The organism is Pseudomonas sp. JL23 (assembly GCF_056933585.1).
On the sequence record NZ_CM167795.1, the window covers coordinates 1957603 to 1983769 of the forward strand.

General features: G+C 59.1%; 22 protein-coding genes and 1 pseudogene. All 23 read left to right on the top strand.

Going from position 1 to position 26167, the window contains the following annotated elements:
- Positions 1–12 precede the first annotated feature (12 nt).
- The 23 genes and pseudogenes from AC1Z24_RS09175 (at position 13) to fliI (ending at position 26167) form a co-directional block, all read left to right on the top strand.
- Positions 13–2940 (top strand): TIGR00180 family glycosyltransferase, encoded by a 2928-nt coding sequence (locus tag AC1Z24_RS09175; protein ID WP_483745368.1) that lies wholly within the window; start codon positions 13–15, stop codon positions 2938–2940.
- A 28-nt stretch (positions 2941–2968) separates the two neighbouring features.
- Positions 2969–3970: a UDP-N-acetylglucosamine 4,6-dehydratase (inverting) gene (pseB, locus tag AC1Z24_RS09180; protein WP_483745369.1), complete on the top strand. Its 1002-nt coding sequence runs from the start codon at positions 2969–2971 to the stop codon at positions 3968–3970.
- Entirely contained in the window at positions 3967–5124 is a 1158-nt protein-coding gene (pseC, locus tag AC1Z24_RS09185) for a UDP-4-amino-4,6-dideoxy-N-acetyl-beta-L-altrosamine transaminase (RefSeq protein WP_483745370.1), read from the top strand. Before pseB ends, pseC begins: the two co-directional genes overlap by 4 nt.
- 2 nt (positions 5125–5126) lie before the next feature.
- The gene (gene pseF / locus AC1Z24_RS09190; protein ID WP_483745371.1) at positions 5127–5837 is read left to right on the top strand and encodes a pseudaminic acid cytidylyltransferase; all 711 of its coding nucleotides are present in this window, start codon (positions 5127–5129) and stop codon (positions 5835–5837) included.
- A pseudogene (gene pseG / locus AC1Z24_RS09195) lies at positions 5834–6877 on the top strand (UDP-2,4-diacetamido-2,4,6-trideoxy-beta-L-altropyranose hydrolase); the annotation flags it as partial. The gene pseF and the pseudogene pseG, both read left to right, overlap by 4 nt.
- A 36-nt stretch (positions 6878–6913) precedes the next feature.
- On the top strand, positions 6914–7966 hold the full coding sequence (gene pseI, locus AC1Z24_RS09200; protein ID WP_483745372.1) for a pseudaminic acid synthase: 1053 nt from the start codon (positions 6914–6916) through the stop codon (positions 7964–7966).
- Positions 7967–8385: 419 nt separating this feature from the next.
- Positions 8386–9312: a ketoacyl-ACP synthase III gene (locus tag AC1Z24_RS09205; RefSeq protein ID WP_483745373.1), complete on the top strand. Its 927-nt coding sequence runs from the start codon at positions 8386–8388 to the stop codon at positions 9310–9312.
- 56 nt (positions 9313–9368) lie between these two features.
- A complete protein-coding gene (locus tag AC1Z24_RS09210; protein WP_483745374.1) occupies positions 9369–10664 on the top strand; it encodes a motility associated factor glycosyltransferase family protein in 1296 nt (431 codons plus the stop codon).
- Positions 10661–10918 (top strand): hypothetical protein, encoded by a 258-nt coding sequence (locus AC1Z24_RS09215; RefSeq protein ID WP_483745375.1) that lies wholly within the window; start codon positions 10661–10663, stop codon positions 10916–10918. The genes AC1Z24_RS09210 and AC1Z24_RS09215 overlap by 4 nt, the downstream gene beginning before the upstream one ends.
- Before the next feature lie 319 nt (positions 10919–11237).
- On the top strand, positions 11238–12089 hold the full coding sequence (locus AC1Z24_RS09220; RefSeq protein WP_483745376.1) for a flagellin domain-containing protein: 852 nt from the start codon (positions 11238–11240) through the stop codon (positions 12087–12089).
- A gap of 370 nt (positions 12090–12459) precedes the next feature.
- Positions 12460–13308, top strand: coding sequence for a flagellin domain-containing protein (locus AC1Z24_RS09225; protein ID WP_259105470.1), 849 nt, complete (start codon positions 12460–12462; stop codon positions 13306–13308).
- A 72-nt stretch (positions 13309–13380) separates the two neighbouring features.
- Positions 13381–13785: a flagellar protein FlaG gene (locus tag AC1Z24_RS09230; protein WP_483745377.1), complete on the top strand. Its 405-nt coding sequence runs from the start codon at positions 13381–13383 to the stop codon at positions 13783–13785.
- Positions 13786–13865: 80 nt separating this feature from the next.
- A complete protein-coding gene (gene fliD / locus AC1Z24_RS09235; protein WP_483745378.1) occupies positions 13866–15344 on the top strand; it encodes a flagellar filament capping protein FliD in 1479 nt (492 codons plus the stop codon).
- A gap of 157 nt (positions 15345–15501) precedes the next feature.
- Complete coding sequence (gene fliS / locus AC1Z24_RS09240) at positions 15502–15900, top strand: flagellar export chaperone FliS (protein WP_259105465.1); 399 nt, start codon at positions 15502–15504, stop codon at positions 15898–15900.
- A gap of 10 nt (positions 15901–15910) precedes the next feature.
- Entirely contained in the window at positions 15911–16207 is a 297-nt protein-coding gene (gene fliT / locus AC1Z24_RS09245; RefSeq protein WP_259105463.1) for a flagellar protein FliT, read from the top strand.
- 165 nt (positions 16208–16372) lie between these two features.
- Complete coding sequence (fleQ, locus tag AC1Z24_RS09250) at positions 16373–17848, top strand: transcriptional regulator FleQ (protein WP_259105462.1); 1476 nt, start codon at positions 16373–16375, stop codon at positions 17846–17848.
- 124 nt (positions 17849–17972) lie between these two features.
- Positions 17973–19184 carry a sensor histidine kinase gene (locus AC1Z24_RS09255; RefSeq protein ID WP_483745379.1) on the top strand — a complete coding sequence of 404 codons (1212 nt, stop codon included), beginning with the start codon at positions 17973–17975 and terminating at the stop codon, positions 19182–19184.
- Positions 19184–20596 (top strand): sigma-54-dependent transcriptional regulator, encoded by a 1413-nt coding sequence (locus AC1Z24_RS09260; RefSeq protein WP_483745380.1) that lies wholly within the window; start codon positions 19184–19186, stop codon positions 20594–20596. Before AC1Z24_RS09255 ends, AC1Z24_RS09260 begins: the two co-directional genes overlap by 1 nt.
- A gap of 263 nt (positions 20597–20859) precedes the next feature.
- Positions 20860–21186 carry a flagellar hook-basal body complex protein FliE gene (gene fliE / locus AC1Z24_RS09265; protein WP_483745381.1) on the top strand — a complete coding sequence of 109 codons (327 nt, stop codon included), beginning with the start codon at positions 20860–20862 and terminating at the stop codon, positions 21184–21186.
- A 14-nt stretch (positions 21187–21200) separates the two neighbouring features.
- Entirely contained in the window at positions 21201–22994 is a 1794-nt protein-coding gene (fliF, locus tag AC1Z24_RS09270) for a flagellar basal-body MS-ring/collar protein FliF (protein WP_483745382.1), read from the top strand.
- Positions 22987–24003 (top strand): flagellar motor switch protein FliG, encoded by a 1017-nt coding sequence (fliG, locus tag AC1Z24_RS09275; RefSeq protein WP_259105455.1) that lies wholly within the window; start codon positions 22987–22989, stop codon positions 24001–24003. Before fliF ends, fliG begins: the two co-directional genes overlap by 8 nt.
- A 9-nt stretch (positions 24004–24012) precedes the next feature.
- Positions 24013–24819 (top strand): flagellar assembly protein FliH, encoded by an 807-nt coding sequence (gene fliH / locus AC1Z24_RS09280; protein WP_483745383.1) that lies wholly within the window; start codon positions 24013–24015, stop codon positions 24817–24819.
- Positions 24809–26167, top strand: coding sequence for a flagellar protein export ATPase FliI (gene fliI / locus AC1Z24_RS09285; protein WP_483745384.1), 1359 nt, complete (start codon positions 24809–24811; stop codon positions 26165–26167). Before fliH ends, fliI begins: the two co-directional genes overlap by 11 nt.

Sequence of the window (26167 nt, forward strand, 5' to 3'; positions counted from 1 at the left end):
GTGGGGAAAGTTATGCAAGGCAATTACGATTCTGAACACGCGACATATCTGCGCGAGCGCCTGACCATTGTGCTGTTGAGCCACAATCGGTCGGCCTTCCTGCGTCGGGCCATCCATTACTACAGCGCTTACCCTTGCACGTTGATGGTGCTGGATTCTTCGCTTGCGCCGGTGGAAAACATTGACCTGTACCCTGGGGTCGATTATCGCCATGTGCCGCAGTTCACCTACTCGGCCGTTCAGGACAAGATCACCTACGGCCTGAGCCAGATCACTACGCCGTACATGGTGTTCGCCGCCGACGATGACTTCCTGCAATTCGATGCCCTGACCGAATCGGTGGACTTCCTTGGCCGCAACCCGGACTACAGCATCTGCCACGGCTACTGCCTGATGTACGTGGCTCACGGCAATCGAGTGGGTTACTACCGGCGTGACAAGCAGGTTCAGGAAGATTACTCCTCGCCTGTGCCCCAGGAGCGCGTACTGGATTTCATGAGTCAGTACGTCCCGCCGTTCTATGCGGTAACCAAGACCTCGCTGCAATTACAGTGGTTCTCCTCGCTGCCTCCCGCCACCCGTTTCGAGTGGAACGAAATCGGTCACGCCTACTTCATGCTGGCCAACGGCAAGGCGCGGATCCTGCCGATTCCGTATGTATTGCGAGAGCTGAATATCGGCGGTTCGGAGCACAACACTGACGTGATGACAGTGCTGGGCCATACCGATAATGCTTCAGTGGTCGAACGCGAGCGATTCGCCGAGTGGCTGGCCGAGCAGCCGACCGCGATCAAGGGCCTGGACGCTGAGCAGGCCAAGGCCTTTGCCATGGAAAGCTTCGCGGTCATGCTGGAGTCCCTGCAGAACCGCGTCGGCCTGACCGTGGAATACCTCTGGGATTCGACCTGGACCAATCCGCTTAACGGCCCGACCCGCAAGTTCGGCCCTCGGCAGTATGTCGAGATGCCGTTTTACAACCAGACCTTTTTCGATCAACTGACGGCCATGGAATTCCTCGTGCATGCGATGCCGGCCGGCCGCCTGCAGCTCGAAGAACTCGAAGGCGTCTGGGTTCGCCAGGTCGAGCTGTTGCGCCTGCATGATAACGACACCGATGAAACCATCGTCAGTCGTCTGTGGCAGGCCTTTGACCAGAACCCCTTTGATCAACAGGTGGTCGACAGCCTGGCCAAACGCCTGGAGCACACTGAGGAAGAGCACCTGGTCGAAGAACTGGCCGGCTGGTCCGAACAGTTGCAGGAAGTCCCTAAGCTTTTGGAAAGCGCAGGCTTCCCGACGACGACGTCCGGGCGTTTGCTGAGCTGGCTGGAAACTCGCTCCCCCGATCCGCAGCAACTGCAATCCATCAGCCTTGCCATGGCCGAGCGCGCGGACAAGCTGCAGTTCGGCATCCTGATTCAGGATCTGGACCACGATATCGACAAATTGCAGGCCACCCTGGACAGTCTTGTCGAAGGCTACTGCAAGTCGTTCAAGATCGTCGTATTCACCACCGGCGAGCCGCTGGCCCTGACCACGGCGCAGAACACCCTGCACTTTATCCGGGTCACCCCGGCCAACTACATCGACAAGCTCAATCAGGTCGTGCGCCAGTCCACCAGCGACTGGATGCTGCTGGTCGAGGCCGGTGATCAGTTCACCAAGGCCGGTCTGTTGCGTGCCAGCCTGGAACTGCTTGGCGCGCCGGAGTGCCGTGCGGTGGCGGCGGACGAGATTCAGCGTCAGGAAAACGGCGCGTTGCGTGACGTGTTGCGCCCTGGCTTCAACCTTGATCTGCTGCAAAGTGCGCCGGGCTTGATGGCCCGCCATTGGCTGATTCGTCGTGACGTGTTGCTCGATGCCGGTGGTTACTCCGCCGAATTCAAGCAGGCGATGGAATTCGAACTGCTGCTGCGCATCATCGAGAAGGGCGGCCTGTCGTGGCTGGCCCACATGGACGAGCCGCTGCTGATCTGTCAGGCCCAGAGCCTGGAAGAAGAAAACGCCGACGAACGCCAGGCCCTGCTGCGGCATCTGACTGGCCGAGGCTATCGCGCCCAGGTCAGCGCCGGTGTTCCGGGCACCTGGCATGTGGATTATCGCCACACCGAACGCCCGCTGGTGTCGATCATTCTGCATCTGGACGACGATCTGGAATTGCTGCAGCGCTGTCTGACCGGCGTGCAACTGCGCACCCGTTATTCGCGTCATGAGGTACTGGTCGCGGCCAATCCCGAGCAGTCTGCCGAGGCCAGCCAATGGCTGGAAGCGCTGGAGCGCCAGGGCGGCCGCGTGCGGGTGATCCGCAGTGCACAGGCCCTCAGCGGCGTTGCCCTGCAGAACCTGGCCTGTGCCCATGCTCAGGGCGAATACCTGGTGCTGCTGGAGAACGAAGGCGAAGTGGTCAATGCCAACTGGCTCGAACTGCTGCTTAACCAGGCCCAGCGTCCGGAAGTCGGCGTGGTCGGCGGCAAGCTGATCGATGGCTACGGTGTCACGACCCAGGCCGGCCTGATCCTCGGTATGCGCGAGGGTGTCGGCTCGGCGTTCGTTGGCGCGGCCAGGGACGCGGCGGGTTACATGAACCGCTTGTTGGTTGAACAGAATTATTCGGCGGTTTCCGGCGTTTGCCTGATGGTGCGCAAGTCGTTGTTCGACGCGGTTGAAGGTCTGGACGAAGGCTTTGTCGGCGGCTACAGCGATGTCGACCTGTGCCTTAAAGTCGGCCAGCTTGGCTTCCTGACGGTGTGGACGCCCAAGGTCCAGGTCATTCACCCCGGCCATCTGCCCGAGGCCCCGCAGGCATTGGCAGCGCTGCGTGAGAAGTGGGCAGGGGCGTTTGATCACGACCTGGCCTACAACAAGAACCTGGCCCTGACCGGCAAGGGCTTCACTCTGGATCGCGACAACCGTCTCGACTGGGCACAGTTGCTCGCTTAAGGCCGTTCTCGGTCAAAGGATTCAAGGGATGTTCAACGGCAAATCGATTTTCATTTCAGGCGGCACCGGTTCGTTCGGGCGCAAATTCATCCGTATCCTGCTTGAGCGCTACCAGCCCAAGCGGGTCGTGGTGTTTTCCCGGGACGAGCTCAAGCAGTACGAGATGCAGCAGGAGTTCAATGAACCCTGCATGCGTTTCTTCCTGGGCGACGTGCGCGATGCCGAGCGTCTGCATCAGGGCATGCGCGGCATCGACTACGTGGTCCATGCCGCGGCGCTCAAGCATGTGCCGGCGGCTGAGTACAACCCCACGGAGTTCATCCGCACCAACGTCAATGGCGCGGAAAACATCATTGCCGCGGCCATCGCCAATGGCGTCAAGGGCGTGATTGCCTTGTCCACCGACAAGGCCGCCAGCCCGATCAACCTGTATGGCGCGACCAAGCTGCTGTCCGACAAGCTGTTTGTCGCCGCCAATAATATCGCCGGTGATCAGGCCACCCGTTTTGCCGTGGTGCGCTACGGCAACGTGGCGGGCTCGCGGGGCTCCATCGTGCCGTTTTTCAACAAGCTGATTGCTGAAGGCGCCAGCGAGTTGCCGATTACCGATGTGCGCATGACGCGCTTCTGGATCACCCTGGAACACGGCGTGGACTTCGTCATGAAGAGCTTTGCGCGGATGCAGGGCGGTGAAGTGTTCGTGCCGAAGATCCCGTCCATTCGTATCGTCGACCTGGCCCAGGCCATGGCCGCCGACCTGCCGCACAAGCTGGTCGGCATCCGTCCCGGCGAGAAACTGCATGAGCTGATGGTGCCGCTGGACGATGCACGGATGACCCTGGAATTCGCCGATCACTACACCATCGTGCCGTCGATCCGCTTCAATAACGTCGACGCTGATTTCAGCCTCGACGGGCTGGGCGAGCAGGGCAGGGCGGTGGCGGACGAGTTCGAGTACCGTTCCGACACCAATCCGCATTTCCTCACGGTCGAGCAGATCGCCGCCCTGCACGCTGATATCAAGCCATGATTCCGTATGGTCGGCAGAGTCTCGATCAGGCGGATATCGACGCCGTTGTGCAGGTGCTCGAATCGGACTGGCTGACCCAGGGGCCGGCTCTGGAACGTTTTGAAGCGGCGGTGGCCGGGCGTTGCGAAGCGGCTTATGGCGTGGCGGTATGCAATGCCACGGCGGCGCTGCACATCGCTTGTCTGGCGGCCGGTCTGGGGCCGGGTGACTGGCTGTGGACCAGCCCCAATACCTTTCTTGCGTCGGCCAACTGCGCGCGCTTTTGTGGGGCCAGTGTCGATTTTGTCGATATTGATCCGCTGACCTGGAACCTTGATGTCCAGGCTCTGGCGCGCAAGCTGGAACAAGCCGAGCAACGGGGGCGTCTGCCCAAGGTACTGATCCCGGTGGCCTTCAGCGGCCAAAGCTGCGACATGCGCGCCATTGCCACCCTGGCCGAGCGCTACGGTTTTCTCGTCATTGAAGACGCTTCCCACGCCGTGGGTGCCCGCTATGCCGGGCGTCCGGTGGGCTGTGGCGACTATGCGGCGATGACGGTATTCAGTTTTCACCCGGTGAAGATCATCACCACCGGCGAAGGCGGCATGGTCCTGACCAATCGCCCCGAACTGGCCGAACGCCTGCGGCGCCTGCGCAGTCACGGCATGACGCGCGACCCGGCGCAGATGGACGAAGCCAGTCATGGGCCGTGGTACTACCAACAGGTCGAGTTGGGTTTCAATTACCGCATGACCGATATGCAGGCCGCGCTGGGGCTGTCCCAGCTTGGCAAGCTTGAAGCTTTCGTCGAGCGTCGTCGGCAACTGGCGGCACGCTACCACAGCCTGCTCGCCGGGCTGCCCCTGCAATTGCCTGCGGCCCAGGTCGAAGCCGAGTCCGCCTGGCACTTATACGTGGTGCGTTTGCAGACCGAACGCATCGGCAAAAGCCATCGCGAAGTGTTCGAAGCACTGCGAGAAGCTGGTGTTGGGGTAAACCTGCATTACATTCCTGTGCATCTACAGCCGTATTATCGCGCTCTGGGTTTTGCTCCCGGCGACTTCCCCGAGGCCGAGCGCTATTACGGGCAAGCGCTGACCCTGCCGCTTTATCCGGCAATGAGCGAAGCCGAACAGGACATTGTAATCAGGCAGCTGCAACAGCTAGTGAGGTAACCATGAGCGCCGTCGCGATCATTCCTGCCCGTGGGGGCAGCCAGCGCATACCGCGCAAGAATCTTAAAAGCTTCAACGGCGCGCCGATGATCGTCTGGTCGATCCGCGCGGCCCTCGACAGCGGCGTATTTGAGCGGATTGTGGTCAGTACCGATGATCCGGAGATAGCCGAAGTCGCTCTGGCCCATGGCGCCGATGTGCCGTTCATCCGCCCCGCCGAGCTGTCCGATCACCATACCGGCACCAGTCCGGTGATTCGCCATGCCGTACAGGCGTTGGCCGAGCAAGGCATGACCTTCGACTTCGCCTGTTGCCTCTACGCTACGGCGCCGCTGTTGCGTCCGCGTTATCTGCGCCAGGGTTTGCAAGCGATTGAGGGCGCCCTCGACAAGTCCTTTGCCTTCTCTGTGTGCACCTTTGCCTTCCCGGTGCAGCGGGCGCTGATGCTGGAACCTTCCGGTGGCGTGGAGCCGATGTATCCCGAGTTCAGTGCCGTACGCTCCCAGGACCTGCCCCAGGCCTATCAGGATGCCGGGCAGTTCTACTGGGGACGCAGCGCTGCCTGGCTGCGTGGCGACCCGGTGTTTTCGCCCCAGGGCGTGCCGATCATCCTGCCCCGGCATCTGGTGCAGGACATCGACACTGAGGAAGACTGGCTGCGCGCCGAATACCTGTACGCGGCCCTGTTGGCCAGCGGCGAGTTGCACGGATGAGAGTACTGGTCCGGGCGGACGCCTCACTGGCTATCGGCAGCGGCCACATCACCCGCTGCCTGACCCTGGCCAATACCTTGCGTAGCCAGGGCGCCGAGGTGGTGTTCGCCTGTCGTGAGCTGCCGGGACATCTGCTTGAGCGGCTGCGGGAACAGGGTTTTAGCGCTTATGGTCTGCCGGGGCATTATCCCGATGAAACACCCGAGGCCGATATCGAGAAGTTGCTGCCATGGCAGGCCGATATCGACGCCATGGTGACGGCATTGGCTGCCGAAGCGGCCTTCGACTGGCTGATCGTCGATCACTATGCCCTGGATGCCCATTGGCAAACCCTGGCCCGGTGTTTTGCGCCCAAGTTGATGGCCGTCGACGATCTGGCGAACCGCCGCCATGCAGTGGATCTGCTGCTGGACCAGAACTTTTCCGGTACCGCCCAGGCCTATGCGCCCTGGATCGACACGCGCTGCCGTACCCTGCTGGGTCCGCACTACGCGCTGATGCGCGAGGCGTTCCAGTGCGAGCCGGTGGCGATCAAGCCCAGCGTGCGACGAGTCATTGTTAATTTCGGCGGCTTCGATGCCGTCGGCCAGACCTACGAAGTCATGGAAGCGATGATCAATTTTCCGCGCCTGGAGGTGGATTTCATCGCCGGGCTCGGCAACCCGGCCTGGGCCACCATGCAGGCGTTGGCCGAAGGTCGCTCCAATTGGCGCCTGCAAACCCACGTCAGCGATTTTGCCCCCTTGATGGCCGAGGCCGACCTGTTTATCGGTGCCGGTGGTGGCACTACCTGGGAGCGCGCCGCCTTCGGCCTGCCGACCATCTGTGTCGCCGTAGCCGCCAATCAGCAGCGTAATGCCGAGCTGTTGGCCGAGGCGGGCATGCACTTGTATTTGGGCACCAGCCAGCAGGTCAGTGTCGAACGCTTCCAGCAAGCCATCGGCCTGTTGGTGGATAATCCCTGGTTGCGCCACAGCTTTGCCCGCCAGTCCCGGCAACTGGTCGATGGCCGTGGCGCCCAACGCGTCGCCGAAGCCCTGCTGGCGCGCCCCTGAATCTTCACCGAGTACAGCGCAATGAGCAGTTTCAAGATAGGTTCACGTTTGATCGGTCCCGACGCGGCGCCGTTTGTCATCGCGGAAATGAGCGGCAATCACAACCAGTCTCTGGATCAGGCGCTGCGCATCGTCGAAGCGGCTGCCAGGGCTGGCGCCCACGCCTTGAAGCTGCAGACCTACACCGCCGACACCATGACCCTGGATATCGACGAGGGCGAGTTCTTCATCAAGGACCCCAATAACCTGTGGGCCGGTTCGTCGCTCTACGCGCTGTATGAAAAAGCCCATACGCCGTGGGAATGGCATGCACCTATCTTTGCTCGGGCGAAGGAACTTGGGATGCTGGGGTTTTCCACGCCTTTCGATGAAAGCGCCGTCGATTTTCTCGAGAGCCTCGATGTGCCGGCCTACAAGATCGCCAGTTTTGAAAACACCGATTTGCCCCTGATACGGCGCGTGGCCGCCACCGGTAAGCCGATGATCATCTCCACCGGCATGGCGAGCATTGCCGAACTCGACGAAAGCGTGCGGGCGGCGCGGGAGGCGGGCTGTACCGATCTGGTGTTGCTCAAATGCACCAGCACCTACCCGGCGACGCCACAGAACAGTCATATCCGCACCATTCCCCATTTGCGCGAGCTGTTTGGCTGCGAGGTCGGGCTGTCGGATCACACCATGGGCGTGGGCGTCTCGGTGGCGGCGGTGGCCATGGGCGCCACGGTCATCGAAAAGCACTTCACCCTTGATCGTGCCGACGGTGGCGTCGATGCCAGTTTCTCTCTGGAACCGGCGGAAATGGCCAGTCTGGTCATGGAAACCGAGCGTGCCTGGCAGGGCCTGGGGCATGTGCAATACGGCGCCACGCAAGCCGAACGCAACTCTCTGCAATATCGGCGCTCGCTCTATGTGGTGCGGGATATGGCCGAGGGCGAGGTGTTCAGCAAGGATAATGTCCGCGCCATTCGCCCTGGCCTGGGGCTGGCGCCCAAGCATATCGATGCGGTTATAGGACGCGCGGCACGGCAGGCCATCAAGCGGGGGACGGCGTTGGGTTGGGATGTGATTGGCTGAACGGAAAACACAAGGCTTTGAGCTGGAATGACTTCCTGTAGGACCGGCTTTAGCCGGGAGGGCTTTTTCGCGGCTAAAGCCTCTCCTACGGATTTACGCGGCGGGTCAGGTACACCCTTCGCAGCCTTCGGCAGCTCCTACGGAGTGCGTGCATGCCCCTCCTGCATAGGTCATCCATCACCTTTGCGTAGGATCTGGCCTCCTACCATTGTCAGCCGATTCGTGAAAAGCGTATAAAACTTAGTGACCTATGAGTCACGAAGGGCATCTTCACTGTATCGTGCTCGCGGGCGAGGTCGACGCTTGGCTGAATTCATGACGTTTTGAAGTCATTCCGGCAGTCCCGCAGCCATCTGATTCGCAATGCCTCTCAATCTCAGAGCGGTGATATTCAAGATTTTTTATATTGGGAAGCCATGATGATTGGCATAAAAAGCATAGCGAGTTATGTGCCCACGGCCGGCATTGACAACTACGCGCAGGGCGCCAAATTCGGCAAGGATGATGAGTTCATTCTCGGCAAGATCGGCTCCGCTTTTCTGCCGCGCAAGGATCAAACCCAGGAAACTTCCGATTTGTGCGTCGAGGCGGTCAACGCTTTGTTCGCCGCCAATCCGCAACTCAAGCGCGAATCCATCGATGCGCTGATCGTCATCACCCAGAACGGTGACGAAGACGGTCTGCCGCATACCTCGGCCATCGTCCAGGACAAACTGGGCCTGCCGACTCACGTTGCGGCGTTCGATATTTCTCTGGGTTGCTCCGGTTATGTCTACGGGTTGTATGCGATCAAGGGCTTCATGGAAGCGGCAGGGCTGAAAAATGGCCTGCTGGTCACTGCTGACCCGTATTCGAAAATCGTCGACCCGGAAGACCGCAACACCACCATGCTTTTCGGTGATGCAGCCACCGCCACCTGGATGGGCGAAGACGCGGTCTGGCAACTGGGCAAGGCCAAGTTCGGCACCGACGGTTCCGGTGCGCCGCACCTGAAGGTCAATGACGGCGTGTTCTTCATGAACGGTCGCCAGGTATTCAACTTCGCCCTGATCAAGGTCCCGGCGCATCTGCACGAACTGCTCGACGACTCGGGGCTGCAAAGCGCCGATATCGATGCGTTCTGCATCCACCAGGGCAGTGCGGCGATTGTCGATGCCGTGGCGCGGCGCTTCGAGGGTGAGCCTGAGAAGTTCGTCAAGGACATGCTCGAGACCGGCAATACCGTCTCGTCGAGCATTCCGCTGCTGCTGGAAAAGCATCTGGACAACAGCAGTTGGAAGCGCGTTGCCCTCAGTGGCTTCGGCGTCGGATTGTCTTGGGGGTCGGCAATCATTTATCGTCAGTGATCCTGAACGATCTGAAACGGCGACAGTGATGTCGCCGTTTTGCTTTGAGTGTGTCTATGAGTGAGATTTTTCAGCGCAATATCGCCGTACTGGAACAACGCTGGCCAGACCTGTTGCAGCGTCTGCTGGCCGAAGACCCGGACGTGCTGGACGCGCAATTGGTCAATGGCCAGGGCTCGACCCTGAGCATTAATGGCATCCAGCTGACCAGCCGCCATGACCGCATCAAGGAAGCGCAGTTGCAGGCCGACAGCTTGCCGCCCGACAGCCCGGTACTGCATCTGTACGGCTGCGGCCTGGGTGATCTGCAACGCATAGCCCTTTCTTCAGCCACGCTGCAGCGTTTGCATGTCTATGTGCTCAATGGCGCGGTTTTCACCCTGGTTCTGCAATTGCTCGAGCAGGACGACTGGCTGAGCGACCCTCGGGTCGAGTTGTCCTATGCGGGTGACCACCGGGAAATCAGCCTGCCGTTCTTCGCCCTGCCTGCCGAACTGGTCCTGGCCGACGATTTCAATGCGCGGATTCGTGATCGGCTGATCAGCGAGATTCACCTGACCTTTACCAATCGCGATTTCTCTGCCGAAGATCCGCAGATCCTTGAGCAATTGGCCCAGGGTATGGATTTGCTGCGCCAGGATGCCGATGTCGCCGACCTGTTTGGCAGTCAGCCGGGCAGGGAGGTCTTCGTGATCGCCACGGGGCCGAGTCTGGCCCAGCATCTGCCACGGCTGCTCGAGACTCGAGGATTGCCTGAACGACCGCTGTTCATCTGCGTCGATACGGCCTATGTGCCCCTGCTAAACAGCGGCATCGCGCCGGATATCGTCGTCAGCATCGATCACCGGATCACCCACTGGCATCTTCCCGTATATGATTCGCAGCATGTCTCACTGGTGTATATGCCGCGGATCGACGCGACGCTGCTGGGCGCCTGGAAAGGCCCCCGGTATGCCGGTTATTCATACAGCCCGCTGTACCAAAGTGTTCGTGAGCAAGTGCCCAAGGGCCAGCTCTATGTGGGCGGCAGCGTGATCCATCCGGCCATCGATCTGGCGGTGCGCATGGGCGCTGGACGCATCACCCTGTTTGGTGCGGATTTCGCCTTCCCCAACGACAAGACCCACACCGGCTGGAGCGACGGGGCTCTGGGCCCGCAGTTGCATCAATCCCGCCATTGGCTTTTGGACGGACGGGGAAAGCGCGTACGCACTCAATTGAATTTCCGCAGCTACCTGATCGAACTCGAACGCTATATAGCCCTGCACCCGGAAGTGGAATTCTTCAACACCAGCCGCGACGGCGCCTTGATCTCAGGCGCTGGCTTCGACCCTGAGTGGACCCCGGTATGACTGACCTGCCTTCCCTTGTGACGGCCGCCCGGCAATGCGCTCAGCTATTTCGCCTGGGGCGGGATATCGAGGCGGCGCTGGAAATGGTCGAGCTTTTTGAGCGTGCGATGCCAATGTTGGCTGAGCGCCCGGCTGCCGAATGGGAGTACGGGACGCAACTGCTGGAGCGGATGCTGGAGTGTCAGCAGCGGCAGGACTGGCTGGCGTTGGCGGATTATATGGAATATGAGTGGGTGGAGTGTTTGCGGGGATAAATAGAGAATTTTCCGTATTTGCTTTTGGAAAATGCCTACAAAGTGTCTGTAGGAAAGTTAAGAAAGTGGTCGAGAATTAATTTTCTCGGCCATTTTTTTTGAAAAAAATGAGTGTTAAAAAAGCCTTTTAAAATCAAAAGGAGAAGTTGTTTTTATACCCGGCACTTGTCGTGGTGGCAATTGTGTTATGTGCGGTTTATGTGAATCAGTTCCGTTAAGTCATTGAAAAACAAGTCGATAAATGGACTGTAGGCTTTCGGGTAAAATGGACTTCGCCCCGTTTTGAAAGCCGGCCGTTTCCATAACGAGGGACTTTCCAATGGCTATGACTGTTAATACCAATATTGCTTCTTTGACTGTGCAAAAGAACTTGAATCGCGCCAGTGACGCGTTGTCGACTTCCATGGCTCGCTTATCTTCCGGATTACGCATCAATAGCGCGAAGGATGATGCAGCTGGAATGCAAATTGCCACGCGGATGGATAGCCAGGTGCGCGGGCAAAGTATCGCAATCAGAAACGCCAATAACGCTATATCAATGGCGAACACGGCAGAAGGCGCGCTCAGGCAGGTCAGCGAAATTGTCCAGCACATGCGTGGTCTGGCTCTGCAGGCACGCAACGACGATAACGGGGAGGAGCAACGTCTTTCACTTAATCAGGATTTTGCGCAGAAGAGCGATGAGCTGACCCGGATCGCCGGTTATACCAATCTCGGGGGCAAGAATCTGCTGGATGGCTCGGCCGGGATCATGGAGTTTCAGGTGGGCGCCAACGTCGGGGAAGTCAATCGCGTCTCCTTGACCCTGGACAAGCAATTCGATGCAACCAGCCTGGGTATTGCCAGCACCGTTGCTTCGCTCAGTGGCGCAACCAACGCTGATGCTCACGCCAACATTGATAATGCTCTCACCGCTCTTGATGCGGCGATTACGCAGATCAACGCGAGCCGGGCCGAACTGGGAGCCGTTACTAACCGCCTCTCCAGCACCATTTCGAACCTGCAGAACATGAACGAAAATGCCGGAGCGGCTCTGGGACGTATTCAGGATGTCGACTTCGCTGCCGAAACAGCAGAACTGACCAAGCAGCAAACCCTGCAACAAGCGTCGACGGCGGTGCTGGCCCAGGCCAATCAGTTGCCGGCGGCGGTGTTGAAGCTGCTGCAATAGATAGAAGGAGCGACCGAGGCTTTTATATAGGAACACTAGCCTCGGTCTGCGCTTTCGATGATTTACTGTAGGAGCTGCCGAAGGCTGCGATGGCGGTTTACCCCGCAACGTTCGTTCGCAGCCTTCGGCAGCTCCTACAAAACCTCATTGGCATTCAACCGGCACAGGCTGCCAACTGGTTGAAAAGTAAAGGAGAACGGGCGATGGCGAGGCCGACAAATGTCGGGATGTCGCGGTGATGGCAAAATTTTTGAAAAAAGCCCTCAAGGTCCCCGCACTCCCGACGATAACTATTACGAAGGTTCTCTAGGCCAACCCGGCGGTTGCCAGGGCCGGATAGCCGCAGCACCCAACCAATGAGGAATTCATCATGTCTTTAGGCGTAAACACTAACGTTGCTTCCCTGGCCGTTCAGAAAAACCTGGGCAAAGCATCCGACGCACTGTCGACCTCCATGACCCGTCTGTCTTCCGGTCTGAAAATCAACAGCGCAAAAGACGACGCAGCCGGCCTGCAGATCGCTACCCGTGAAACCGCTCAGATCCGCGGCCAGACAGTAGCCATCAAAAACGCCAACGACGGTATCTCGATGGCTCAGACCGCTGAAGGCGCTCTGCAAGAATCGACCAACATTCTGCAACGTATGCGTGAACTGGCAGTACAGTCGCGAAACGACACTAACGGCACTGCAGACCGTACCGCTCTGAACGCTGAATTCGGTCAAATGTCTGACGAATTGACTCGTATCTCGGCTTCGACCAACCTCAACGGCAAAAACCTGCTGGACGGTTCGGCCGGTACCATGACTCTGCAAGTTGGTTCGAACACCGGTTCGGCTAACCACATTGACCTGGTTCTGAGCAGCAAATTCGACGCCGCCAGCCTGTCGGTTGCTTCGAGCTCCGTATCGATCACCGGTACCAGCGCTACTGCAAGCACCAACATCGACAACGCGATCACCGCAATTGACGCCGCTCTGGCAGCGATCAACGCCACTCGCGCAAACCTGGGTGCTTCGCAAAACCGTCTGACCAGCACCATTTCCAACCTGCAAAACGTCAACGAGAACGCCACTGCTGCACTGGGCCGTATCCAAGACACCGACTTCGCAGCGGAAACTGCTAACCTGACCAAGCAACAAACTCTGCAACAGGCTTCGACTTCCGTCCTGGCCCAAGCTAACCAACTGCCTTCCGCTGTACTGAAACTGCTTCAGTAATTTCGGAATGAGTTTTAGCGGGGGAGTGTGCTTGCATGCTCTCCTGCTTTTTTACTTTGCGAGGTAGTGGATATGGACATGAGTACCAATCTGAACTTGTCTTACCCAGTCGTAAAGCCGGTTCCAGCAGCAACAGAGCAACCGGTCGCGACACCTCAAGTCGCATCCTCTGCGGTATCGGCCCCGGCACCTGTTGCCCAGTCGTCTACGGATTCGTCGGCAAGTAATGACTCGAAGAAAGAAGCACAGCAAAGCGCAGAAAAATTGAAGGCCGCCGTGCAGGAAATCGACAAGTTCGTCAAATCGATCCAGCGCAACCTCGAGTTTTCAATCGACGAGCAGTCCGGAAAGGTCGTCGTCAAGGTCATTGCCAGCGACACCGGTGAGGTGGTTCGACAGCTTCCATCGGCTGAAGCGCTGAAAATCGCAGACAGTCTGCAAAATGCGCACAGTCTGTTATTTGAAGCCAAGGCTTGAAACTGGCGTGAAAGATGCACCTTGTATCTTTTGATCATTGCTGTTGTCAAAAGATCGACGAAAACTGAAAGGAGATCCACATGGCAAGCCCAATTACGTCTACTACCGGTTTAGGTTCTGGTCTTAACATTGGCGACATCGTCAAGGTGTTGGTGACGGCACAAACCCAGGCCAAGACTGATCAGATCAGCAAAACCACCACGCAGATCAGCACCAAGATTTCTGCGGCAGCGACGCTGAAAAGCGCCCTGACCACCTTCCAGACTACATTGACCAATCTTGGTGATGTCACCAAGGGTGCGTTCAACGCCTATGCGGCGACGTCGAGCAACACCAGTACGCTGACCGCGACTGCCAGCAACACTGCAGTTGCCGGTACATTCAAGATCCACGTCAACTCGCTGGCCACCGCTTCCAAAGTCGGCACTGCTGCTTTCTCCGGCGGCGCGACGAGTGCTATTCCGAGTGGCAACCTCACTGTCACTCAAAATGGCATTTCCACAAGCTTTACAGTTGGCGCGAATGCGACCCTGCAGTCGGTGCGCGACCAGATCAACGCCAAGTCCAACACCAGCGGCATCAGTGCCAACGTGGTGACCGATTCCAACGGTTCTCGCCTGGTATTCAGTGGCGTTGACACCAAGACCGGCAACCCGATTACAGGTGCTGGCTCGGATATCACTACCAGCAGTGATATCGCCGGCTTCACCATTGCGGCGGGGAGCAAGCTTGATCCGACTTCGGCCAGCAGCGCGGGTATTATCGGTGCTGCTGCGACCGATGCTGCGCTGACCGTCGATGGCCTGCCCATCACCAGCAAGAGCAATACCATCGATACAGCGATTGGTGGCTTGTCGTTCAATTTGTTGTCAGCGGGAACGCAGACTACTGATAAGGATACTGGCGTCAGCACTTTTAGCGGCGCTGATTCGACCATCACTGTCGCCAGCAACACCAGCGGCCTGCAAACGTCACTGCAGTCCTTTGTCGACTCCTACAACGCTCTGGTCAAGACCATTAACAGCCTGACCACGGCGACTACTGATCCGACAACGGGTCAACTGACCGTTGCAGCGGCCTATACCGGCGACTCGATGCCTCGCAACCTGCTGTCCGATCTGCGTCAGCAGTTGGTCAGCCCGGGTCCTGGCAGCGCGCTTTCGGTATTGTCGCAACTGGGCGTCAACACGGCTCAGGGTGATGGTACCTTGAGCATTGACAGCGCCAAGTTCACGGCGGCGATGAGCAAGAACCTGGGCGGTCAGATTCAGCAGTTATTCAGCGACACTACCGCGGGTCTGTCCAAGCGTATGACTGCGGTTCTCACACCGTACACCCAGACGGGCGGTATCCTTGATACACGTACCACCCAGCTGAACAAGCAGCAGGATGACGTGGACAAGCAGAAGCTTTCTCTGGATCTGCTGACCACTAACCTGACTGCCAGTCTGACGGCCAAGTACAACGCGATGGACTTGGTAGTAGGGCAGTTGAAAGCCACCAACACCAGCATCACCTCGTTCTTCTCGTCGTTGAACGCACAGCAGAGTGCAAGCTAAGCTTTTTCTGTCTGGCGGCAAAAAAAACCCGGCAGCGCCCATCGCGTGCCGGGTTTTTGGCTTTATGAGACGGGCTAAAGTTTTCTTGTGTTGCGTCGATACACTGGTTATGCGACACAGTGGTTACATGAATTTTTGCAGTTTAATGAGGTAGAACATGAACCCGATGTTAGCCCTTCGGCAATACCAGAAAGTCAACAATCATGCTCAGACCTCGGAAGCCAGCCCGCACCGTCTGGTGCAGATGCTGATGGAGGCGGGTCTTGACCGTATCGCCCAGGCCAAGGGCGCCATCCAGCGCAAGGACATTCCTACCAAGGGTGTCCTGATTGGCAAGGCCATTGGCATTGTCGGTGGCCTGCGTGAAGGTCTGGACATGGAAAACCAGGCAGCGACTCTGGCCCGTGTCGATAACCTGTACGTTTACATGATGCAGCGCTTGGCTGAAGCCAATATCAAAAGCGACCCGCGCATCCTTGATGAAGTCAGCAGCCTGTTGACCACCGTCAAGGAAGGCTGGGATGCCATTGCGGACCAGGCGCCGCCAGCGGTCTGAGGAGAGAGTCATGAGTGCTGCGCTCAAGCGTATCGAAGAAACCCGTGAGGCGCTGGTGGATGCACTGGCTGAGCGCGATTGGGAGGCGATCGTCAAACTTGATCTGGCCTGTCGTGCCTGTGTTGATGATGTGATCAGCGAGGGCGCCCAGAACGAGCCGGAACTTCGCAGCAATCTGGAGGAGTTACTGGGGGTTTATCGTCAATTGATCGACGTTGCCACCGGTGAGCGTCAAGCGGTTGCCGATGAAATGGCTCAAGTGCGCAACGCGCAGAATGCAGCCAAGGTTTACCATCTGTTCGGTTAATAATAAAGATAATCGAAAAGATCTGCGCCATAAATTTGACTGTGCGTGGTTTTATAACTTAACTAGTGGTGTTACTATTTTCTGGCGTCCCAGAGCCATTTTGGCCGGATTGCCAAGCTTGCCCATCTCAATGGGCATTGAGTTGACTAGGGAAGTTGCTATTGCATGTGGCGTGAAATCAAGATTCTGCTGATCGATGACGATAGCCAGCGCCGCCGCGATCTGGCGGTCATTCTGAATTTTCTTGGCGAAGAAAATTTGTCCTGTTCCAGTCAAGACTGGCAGCAGGTTGTCGGTTCCTTGGCGTCTACCCGCGAAGTCCTTTGCGTACTGGTCGGCAGCGTTAACGCGCCGGGCAGCCTTCAAGGACTGCTTAAGACCATCGCTGCATGGGATGAGTTCCTTCCTGTTTTGCTAATGGGCGAAAATTCTTCCGTCGACCTTCCCGAAGACCTGCGCCGCCGCGTCCTGGCTACCCTGGAAATGCCGCCGAGCTACAGCAAATTGCTGGATGCCCTGCACCGCGCCCAGGTTTATCGCGAAATGTACGATCAGGCCCGCGAGCGTGGCCGCCATCGTGAACCGAACCTGTTTCGCAGTCTGGTCGGCACCAGCCGGGCGATTCAGCACGTCCGGCAGATGATGCAGCAAGTCGCCGACACCGACGCCAGTGTATTGATCCTCGGCGAATCCGGGACCGGCAAGGAAGTGGTGGCGCGCAACCTGCACTATCACTCCAAGCGCCGTGACGCGCCCTTCGTTCCAGTGAACTGCGGTGCCATCCCGGCCGAGCTGCTCGAAAGCGAGCTGTTCGGTCACGAGAAGGGTGCGTTCACCGGTGCCATCACCAGTCGTGCCGGCCGCTTCGAGCTGGCCAACGGCGGCACCCTGTTCCTCGATGAAATCGGCGACATGCCGCTGCCCATGCAGGTCAAGTTGCTGCGCGTGTTGCAGGAGCGCACCTTCGAACGCGTGGGCAGCAACAAGACCCAGAGCGTCGACGTACGAATCATCGCGGCGACCCACAAGAATCTCGAGGTCATGATCGAAACGGGCAGTTTCCGTGAAGATCTGTATTACCGCCTCAATGTGTTCCCGATTGAAATGGCGCCGTTGCGTGAGCGCGTGGAAGATATCCCGCTGCTGATGAACGAGCTGATTTCGCGCATGGAACACGAGAAGCGCGGCTCGATCCGTTTCAATTCGGCAGCGATCATGTCCTTGTGCCGCCACGGCTGGCCGGGCAACGTCCGTGAGTTGGCCAACCTGGTGGAGCGCATGGCGATCATGCATCCCTATGGCGTGATTGGTGTGGCCGAGCTGCCGAAGAAATTCCGCTATGTCGATGATGAAGACGAGCAGATGGTCGACAGCCTGCGCAGCGATCTGGAAGAGCGCGTGGCAATCAACGGCCATACGCCGAACTTCGCCACCGGGGCGATGCTGCCGCCGGAAGGTCTGGACCTCAAGGACTACCTGGGTGGCCTTGAGCAAGGGCTGATTCAGCAGGCGCTGGACGATGCCAATGGCATTGTTGCCCGCGCCGCCGAACGCCTGCGCATCCGTCGTACCACCCTGGTGGAGAAGATGCGCAAGTACGGCATGAGCCGACGTGAAGGTGACGAACAGGCGGATGATTGACGCCTGGGCTCGCGGTAAAAAATCAAACCTCTGAATTTTCAGGGGTTTTTTTTCGGCACGGGGATTGCTAAGTCTCTACCTGAACATACCGTTTAATGACGGTTCGCCACGCGAGAGATTATTTATGTCCCAGGCCGCCCAGTCGTCATCCGATCTTACCGGTGCCACTCAGTCCTCCCCTGAGCTGGAGAGTCGGCAAGGGCTTGAGCAGGCCTTCCTGCTGTTTAATCAGATGTCTGCGCAACTGACTGATTCCTACAGCCTGCTGGAAGCCCGGGTGACCGAGCTCAAGGGTGAGCTGGCGGTGGTCAGTGCCCAGCGCATGGAGGAGTTGGCGGAAAAAGAGCGGCTGGCTTATCAACTGCAGAACCTGCTGGATCTGTTGCCGGGCGGGGTGATCGTGATCGACGGCTCGGGCATGGTCCGCGAGGCCAATCCGGCGGCGGTCGACCTGCTGGGCCAGCCGTTGATCGGTGAGCTGTGGCGCCAAGTGATCAGCCGCTGCTTCGCGCCTCGTGAGGATGACGGTCATGAAGTCTCCCTCAAGGATGGTCGTCGTCTGTCCATCGCCACCCGTTCCCTGGATGCCGAGCCGGGCCAGTTGGTATTACTCAACGACTTGACGGAAACCCGCCATTTGCAGGATCAGCTCGCGCGTCATGAGCGTCTGTCCTCCCTGGGGCGCATGGTTGCGTCTCTGGCGCATCAGATTCGCACGCCGCTGTCGGCGGCGCTGATCTACGCCAGCCACCTGCTGGAGCAGGAATTGCCTGCGGCCACGCAACAGCGTTTTGCCGGGCGCCTCAAGGAGCGCCTGCATGAGCTGGAGCACCAGGTGCGCGACATGCTGGTGTTCGCCCGTGGCGAGCTGCCGCTGACCGACCGCCTGCCACCTGACGCGCTGTTTCAGGCCTTGCAGACGGCAGCACAGACCCATGTGCAGGATGTCCAGGTGCGCTGGCAGTGCGACAGCCACGACGGCGAGGTGCTGTGTAATCGCGACACCTTGGTCGGCGCGTTGCTCAATCTGATCGAAAACGCCATTCAGGCCAGCAGTGCGCCTGCGCGCCTGAAGGTTCACGCTTATAGCCGCGGCAACATGCTACGACTGTGCGTCAGTGATAACGGCAGTGGTATTGATGCCGCCGCCCTGGCGCGCATTGGCGAGCCGTTCTTTACCACCAAGACCACCGGTACCGGCCTGGGGCTGGCGGTGGTGATGGCCGTGACCCGTGCCCATCAGGGCATCGTTCAGTACCGCTCGCGTCCGGGGCGCGGTACGTGCGCCATTGTGACCTTGCCACTGATCCCGGTCAGCGCGATAGGCACCTACTAATGATCAAGGTATTGCTGGTCGAGGATGATCGGGCGCTGCGCGAGGCGTTGGGGGAAACCCTGGAACTGGCCGGTCATGACTATCACGCAGTAGGTTCGGCGGAAGAAGCCTTGAGTGCGGCTGCCGACGAACCGTTCAGCCTGGTGCTCAGCGACGTCAATATGCCGGGCATGGATGGCCATCAGCTGCTGAGCGCTTTGCGCAGCCGCTATCCGCAATTGCCGGTGCTGCTGATGACCGCTCATGGCGCAGTGGATCGTGCCGTAGATGCCATGCGCCAGGGCGCTGCCGATTATCTGGTCAAACCATTCGAACCCAAGGCGCTTGTGGCCCTGGTGGCGCGGCATGCCCTTGGGTTTCTCGGGCCTGTGGATAAAAGTGAAGGGCCGATTGCGGTCGAGCCCGCCAGTGCGCAGTTGCTCAATCTGGCCAGTCGGGTAGCGAAAAGCGATTCGACGGTGCTGATTTCCGGCGAGTCGGGCACCGGCAAGGAGGTACTGGCGCGTTTCATTCATCAGAACTCGCCCCGTGCCAGCAAACCTTTCATTGCCATCAATTGCGCGGCGATTCCCGACAACATGCTCGAAGCGACTCTGTTCGGTCATGAGAAGGGTTCGTTCACCGGCGCCATTGCCGCCCAGGCGGGCAAGTTCGAACAGGCTGACGGCGGTACCATCCTGCTCGACGAGATTTCCGAAATGCCCATGGGCCTGCAAGCCAAGCTGCTGCGCGTGCTGCAGGAGCGGGAAGTGGAGCGGGTGGGCGCGCGTAAACCGATCAACCTGGATATCCGCGTACTGGCGACGACCAACCGTGATCTGGCCGGTGAAGTGGCGGCAGGGCGTTTCCGTGAGGATCTGTACTATCGCCTTTCTGTCTTTCCGCTGGCCTGGCAGCCTCTGCGTCAACGAACTGCCGACATCCTGCCACTGGCCGAGCGATTGTTGACCAAACACGTCAATAAAATGAAACATGCGCCGGTACGACTATCGGCCGATGCTCAGGCGTGTCTGGTGGGTTACGCTTGGCCGGGTAACGTGCGGGAGTTGGACAATGCTGTGCAGCGAGCGCTGATTTTGCAGCAGGGCGGGGTTATTCAGGCTGAAGACTTCTGTCTGGCAGGGCCGGTTACCTGCGCGCCATTGCCGAAATCCGCGATGGTTCCTCAGCCTGTGGCGGTGGTGGCCGATAGCTTGCCTGTGGAGATCGGTGCCGGTGAATCGGCGGGCGGCCTGGGTGACGATCTGCGTCGGCGCGAATTCCAGATGATCATCGATACCCTGCGCGCTGAGCGCGGCCGCCGTAAGGAAGCCGCCGAGCGCCTGGGAATCAGCCCCCGTACGTTGCGCTACAAGCTGGCACAGATGCGCGACGCGGGCATGGATGTAGAAGCTTATTTATTCGCGACGTAATGTGCATCCGATAGAGTTTGCCCCGCGTACATTGCAGGGAAGGGCTACAGAAAATTTTGCCTGCGCTGCAGACCCCGGATTTACAGGGGTGTGGCGCGATGCATCGAGACGCTCGGGTTGTCGTGCGGTCAGTCATACCGCGATAACGGTTTTAAGTTCAAAGATGGCCTTTTGCCTTTATTTAGCTGGCACTCTTGTTGCTATGACTTTAGTGACCGCTTGATCGGTGTCAAAAAATTGCGGCCTTAACGAGAGATACGTCCATGAGCCAAGGTGTTGAATTTAATCGCTTGATGTTGGATATGCGTTCCATGCAAATGGAAGCGATGTCTGCACCCAAGACTACCGAAGCGCAAAACGTGGGTGGCAGCAGCTTTGCCGACATGCTTGGTCAGGCCGTGAACAAGGTCAACGACACGCAACAGGCGTCCAACCAGTTGGCCAACGCCTTCGAAATCGGCAAGACCGGTGTCGACCTGACCGACGTGATGATCTCGTCGCAGAAAGCCGCCGTTTCCTTTCAGGCCTTGACCCAAGTGCGTAACAAGCTGGTTCAGGCTTACCAAGACATCATGCAGATGCCGGTTTAAGGACGTATTGAGTCATGGCAGATGCAATCGCCGATAGCGTACCGGCCAAGTCCGGCGCCCCATCCAGCAAGCCGCCGTTGTTCGGCATGGCGTTTCTGGAAAATCTCTCCGAGATGACCATGTTGCGTCAGGTCGGCCTTATGGTCGGTCTGGCAGCGAGCGTGGCGATTGGCTTTGCCGTGGTCCTCTGGTCGCAGCAGCCTGATTACAAGCCGCTTTATGGCAGCATGACCGGGATGGATGCCAAGCAGGTCATTGACACCCTGGCCCAGGCGGATATTCCCTACACGATCGAACCCAACTCCGGCGCTTTGCTGGTCAAGTCCGAGGACCTCGGCCGCGCGCGCATCAAGCTTGCCGGTGCCGGTATTTCCCAGAACGACGGCAACGTCGGCTTTGAAATCCTCGACAAGGACCAGGGCCTGGGTACCAGCCAGTTCATGGAAGCCACCCGCTATCGTCGCGGCCTCGAAGGTGAACTGGCGCGCACTATTTCCAGCCTGAACAACATCAAGGCTGCACGAGTGCACCTGGCTATTCCGAAAAGCTCGGTATTCGTGCGTGACGAACGCAAGCCAAGCGCTTCGATTCTGGTTGAGCTCTATGCCGGTCGCTCTCTGGAGCCGAGCCAGGTCATGGCCATCGTCAACCTGGTCGCCACCAGTGTGCCCGAGCTGAGCAAATCGCAGATCACCGTGGTCGATCAGAAGGGCACCTTGCTCTCCGACCTGGGCGAAAACAACGAATTGACCATGGCCGGCAAGCAGTTCGACTACACCCGCCGCATGGAAGGCATGCTCACTCAGCGTGTGCAGAACATCCTGCAGCCGGTGCTGGGCAATGACCGCTACAAGGCTGAAGTGTCGGCCGACGTCGATTTCAGTGCCGTCGAATCGACTGCCGAAAGCTTCAACCCCGATCAGCCTGCCCTGCGCAGCGAGCAGTCGGTCAATGAGCAGCGCTCGGCCAGTTCCGGCCCGCAAGGCGTACCGGGTGCCCTGAGCAACCAGCCTCCAGGTCCGGCTACCGCACCACAGACTACCGGTGGTGCAGCAGGTGGTGCAGCGCCGGCCATTGCTCCGGGTCAGCCACTGGTTGATGCCAATGGTCAGCAGATCATGGATCCGGCCACCGGCCAGCCCGCTCTGGCGCCATACCCCGCTGACAAGCGTGTGCAGTCGACCAAGAACTTCGAGCTGGACCGTTCCATCAGCCACACCAAGCAGCAGCAGGGTCGTCTGACGCGTCTGTCGGTTGCGGTAGTGGTGGATGACCAGGTCAAGATCAATGCGGCCAACGGTGAAACCACCCGCTCGCCATGGACTGCCGATCAATTGGCGCGCTTTACCCGTCTGGTGCAGGACGCCGTCGGTTTCGACGCCAGCCGCGGCGACAGCGTCAGCGTAGTCAACGTGCCGTTCTCCACCGAACGTGGCGAAGTGATCCCGGATATTCCGTTCTACTCGCAACCCTGGTTCTGGGACATCGTCAAACAGGCCATGGGCGTCATCTTCATCCTGATCCTGGTCTTCGGTGTACTGCGTCCGGTGCTGAACAACATCACCAATCCGAAGAGCAAGAACCTCGATGGTTTCGGCGATTCCGAGCTGGGCGGCGGCATGGGCGGCATCGGCCACGACGGCGAGTTGTCCAACGACCGGGTCAGCCTGGGTGGTCCGCAAAGTATTCTGCTGCCTAGCCCTAGCGAGGGTTATGACGCACAGCTGAACGCAATCAAGAGTCTGGTGGCCGAAGATCCGGGTCGTGTGGCCCAGGTCGTGAAAGAGTGGATTAACGCAGATGAATGATCGTGCGCTCGTAACCAAGCTGACCAAAGTCGACAAGGCCGCCGTGCTGCTGCTGTCGCTGGGTGAAACCGATGCGGCCCAGGTGCTGCGTCACATGGGGCCCAAGGAGGTCCAGAAGGTCGGCGTGGCCATGGCCCAGATGCGCAACGTGCATCGTGAGCAGGTCGAAGAGGTGATGAGCGAGTTCGTCGACATCGTCGGCGATCAGACCAGCCTGGGCGTCGGTTCCGACGGCTATATCCGCAAAATGCTCACCCAGGCCCTGGGCGAAGACAAGGCCAATGGCCTGATCGACCGCATCCTGCTGGGTGGCAACACCAGCGGTCTGGACAGTCTGAAATGGATGGAGCCACGGGCGGTCGCCGACGTTATCCGCTACGAGCACCCGCAGATCCAGGCCATCGTTGTGGCTTACCTGGACCCGGACCAGGCCGGTGAAGTACTCGGTCATTTCGATCACAAGGTGCGCCTGGATATCATCCTGCGCGTGTCCTCGCTCAATACCGTGCAACCCGCGGCACTCAAAGAGCTGAACCAGATTCTCGAGAAGCAATTCTCCGGCAACGCCAATACGTCCCGTACCACGCTGGGCGGTATCAAGCGGGCTGCCGATATCATGAACTTCCTCGACAGCTCCGTCGAAGGCACCCTTATGGACTCGATCCGCGAGATCGACGAGGACCTGTCGGTACAGATCGAAGACCTCATGTTCGTGTTCAACAACCTGGCCGATGTCGACGACCGCGGTATCCAGGCACTGTTGCGCGAAGTGTCCTCGGACGTGCTGGTCCTTGCCCTCAAGGGTTCGGACGAAGCGATCAAGGAAAAAATCTTCAAGAACATGTCCAAGCGTGCCGCCGAGCTGCTGCGCGACGACCTGGAGGCAAAAGGTCCGGTGCGAGTCAGCGACGTGGAAACCGCACAGAAAGAAATCCTCACCATTGCTCGCCGTATGGCCGAGGCCGGGGAGATCGTTCTCGGCGGCAAAGGCGGCGAGGAAATGATCTAAGGATCCAGCATGTCCAAGAAAGAACCGGCCAGCGAGCTGATCCGGGCCAAGGACCTTATTGGTCTGGACGTATGGTCCTTGCCCAGTTTCGACCCGCATGTCCCGGAGCCTGAGCCCGAGCCCGAACCGGTTGTTGAAGAACCGATCGAAAGCGAGGAAGTGCCGCTGGAGGAAGTCCAGCCACTGACCCTCGAAGAGTTGGAGAGCATTCGCCAGGACGCCTGGAACGAAGGCTTTGCCACGGGCGAGAAAGAAGGCTTCCACAGCACCCAGCTCAAGGTTCGTCAGGAAGCCGAAGTGGCCCTGGCGGCCAAGATCGCCAGCCTGGAAGAGCTGATGACGCACCTGCTCGAGCCCATTGCCGGGCAGGACGCGCAGATCGAAAAGCACATCATCGGCCTGGTCGAGCATATTGCCCGGCAAGTGATTCAGCGTGAACTGCAGACCGACTCGCAGCAGATCGCCCACGTCTTGCGTGATGCTCTGAAATTGCTGCCCATGGGCGCCAATAACATCCGCATCTTCGTCAATCCTCAGGACTTCCTGCTGGCCAAGGCCTTGCGCGAGCGGCATGAGGAAAACTGGCGGATTCTCGAGGACGATACCTTGCTGCCGGGCGGCTGCCGGATCGAAACCGAGCATAGCCGCATTGATGCCAGTATCGAGACACGCATCGCCCAGGCGTTTATCCGTTTGCATGATCAGCAGCTGGAGCAGGCCATGCACCCGGCGCCGGCCGATGTGCATGTCAATCTTGAGGCCCCCGTTACCGACGTGCAGACAAAAGCGGCCACAGAGGCCAACGATGCAACTTGATCGCACCAGTTTCGGCAAACGTTTCGGCTCCTACGCCGAAGCCATTTCCCTGCCTGCCCAGCCGGTGGTGGAAGGGCGCCTGTTGCGCATGGTCGGCCTGACCCTGGAAGCCGAAGGCTTGCGGGCCGCCATGGGCAGCCGTTGTGTGGTCATCAACGACGACAGTCATCATCCGGTGGAAGTCGAAGCCGAAGTCATGGGCTTTTCCGGCGGCAAGGTGTTCCTGATGCCGGTGGGCAGCGTCGCCGGTATCGCGCCTGGTGCGCGAGTCGTGCCGCTGGCCGATACCGGGCGCCTGCCCATGGGCATGTCGATGCTCGGTCGCGTTCTTGATGGCGCCGGTCGTCCCCTGGATGGGCGCGGCCAGTTCAAGGCTGAAGACTGGGTGCCGATGGACGGCCCGCAGATCAACCCGCTCAAGCGCAACCCCATCAGCCAACCGCTGGATGTAGGGATTCGCTGCATCAACGGATTATTGACGGTGGGCCGCGGTCAGCGTCTGGGCCTGTTCGCCGGTACTGGCGTGGGTAAGAGTGTGCTGCTGGGGATGATGACCCGCTTTACCGAAGCCGACATTATTGTCGTCGGCCTGATCGGCGAGCGGGGCCGCGAGGTGAAGGAGTTCATCGAGCATATTCTTGGCGAGGAAGGTCTCAAGCGTTCGGTGGTGGTGGCGTCCCCTGCCGATGATGCGCCTTTGATGCGTTTGCGCGCCGCGATGTATTGCACGCGTATTGCCGAATATTTCCGCGACAAGGGCAAGAATGTCCTGTTATTGATGGATTCCCTGACCCGTTTCGCCCAGGCCCAGCGGGAAATCGCCCTGGCCATTGGTGAGCCACCGGCAACCAAGGGTTATCCGCCATCGGTGTTCGCCCGCCTGCCCAAGCTGGTGGAGCGCGCCGGTAATGCCGAGGCCGGGGGTGGGTCAATCACTGCTTTCTATACAGTGCTTTCCGAGGGCGACGATCAGCAGGATCCGATTGCCGACTCGGCGCGGGGTGTGCTCGACGGCCACATCGTGCTGTCGCGGCGCCTGGCCGAAGAGGGGCATTACCCAGCTATCGATATCGAAGCGTCCATCAGTCGGGTCATGCCTGCAGTGGTCGACGCTGACCATATGGCCCGAGCGCAGTATTTCAAACAGTTGTGGTCGCGCTATCAGCAGGCTCGCGACCTGATCAGTGTCGGTGCCTATGTCGCCGGTGGCGACCGCGAAACCGATACGGCGATTTCCCTGCATCCGGCGCTGGTTCGTTATCAGCGTCAGGGTCTCAATGACAACGAAAGCCTGGAAACCAGTCGTACGCAGCTGGCCGCCGTATTCGGCCCCGCACCGGGCGGTTGA

Coding starts and splice junctions, on each gene's coding strand:
- AC1Z24_RS09255 (WP_483745379.1), top strand. CDS start 17,973: ATGTCCCAGGCCGCCCAGTCGTCATCCGATCTTACCGGTGCCACTCAG.
- fleQ (WP_259105462.1), top strand. CDS start 16,373: ATGTGGCGTGAAATCAAGATTCTGCTGATCGATGACGATAGCCAGCGC.
- pseF (WP_483745371.1), top strand. CDS start 5,127: ATGAGCGCCGTCGCGATCATTCCTGCCCGTGGGGGCAGCCAGCGCATA.
- fliD (WP_483745378.1), top strand. CDS start 13,866: ATGGCAAGCCCAATTACGTCTACTACCGGTTTAGGTTCTGGTCTTAAC.
- AC1Z24_RS09205 (WP_483745373.1), top strand. CDS start 8,386: ATGATTGGCATAAAAAGCATAGCGAGTTATGTGCCCACGGCCGGCATT.
- AC1Z24_RS09210 (WP_483745374.1), top strand. CDS start 9,369: ATGAGTGAGATTTTTCAGCGCAATATCGCCGTACTGGAACAACGCTGG.
- AC1Z24_RS09260 (WP_483745380.1), top strand. CDS start 19,184: ATGATCAAGGTATTGCTGGTCGAGGATGATCGGGCGCTGCGCGAGGCG.
- pseC (WP_483745370.1), top strand. CDS start 3,967: ATGATTCCGTATGGTCGGCAGAGTCTCGATCAGGCGGATATCGACGCC.
- fliI (WP_483745384.1), top strand. CDS start 24,809: ATGCAACTTGATCGCACCAGTTTCGGCAAACGTTTCGGCTCCTACGCC.
- AC1Z24_RS09230 (WP_483745377.1), top strand. CDS start 13,381: ATGGACATGAGTACCAATCTGAACTTGTCTTACCCAGTCGTAAAGCCG.
- fliE (WP_483745381.1), top strand. CDS start 20,860: ATGAGCCAAGGTGTTGAATTTAATCGCTTGATGTTGGATATGCGTTCC.
- fliG (WP_259105455.1), top strand. CDS start 22,987: ATGAATGATCGTGCGCTCGTAACCAAGCTGACCAAAGTCGACAAGGCC.
- AC1Z24_RS09225 (WP_259105470.1), top strand. CDS start 12,460: ATGTCTTTAGGCGTAAACACTAACGTTGCTTCCCTGGCCGTTCAGAAA.
- fliS (WP_259105465.1), top strand. CDS start 15,502: ATGAACCCGATGTTAGCCCTTCGGCAATACCAGAAAGTCAACAATCAT.
- fliT (WP_259105463.1), top strand. CDS start 15,911: ATGAGTGCTGCGCTCAAGCGTATCGAAGAAACCCGTGAGGCGCTGGTG.
- pseI (WP_483745372.1), top strand. CDS start 6,914: ATGAGCAGTTTCAAGATAGGTTCACGTTTGATCGGTCCCGACGCGGCG.
- fliH (WP_483745383.1), top strand. CDS start 24,013: ATGTCCAAGAAAGAACCGGCCAGCGAGCTGATCCGGGCCAAGGACCTT.
- pseB (WP_483745369.1), top strand. CDS start 2,969: ATGTTCAACGGCAAATCGATTTTCATTTCAGGCGGCACCGGTTCGTTC.
- AC1Z24_RS09220 (WP_483745376.1), top strand. CDS start 11,238: ATGGCTATGACTGTTAATACCAATATTGCTTCTTTGACTGTGCAAAAG.
- AC1Z24_RS09215 (WP_483745375.1), top strand. CDS start 10,661: ATGACTGACCTGCCTTCCCTTGTGACGGCCGCCCGGCAATGCGCTCAG.
- AC1Z24_RS09175 (WP_483745368.1), top strand. CDS start 13: ATGCAAGGCAATTACGATTCTGAACACGCGACATATCTGCGCGAGCGC.
- fliF (WP_483745382.1), top strand. CDS start 21,201: ATGGCAGATGCAATCGCCGATAGCGTACCGGCCAAGTCCGGCGCCCCA.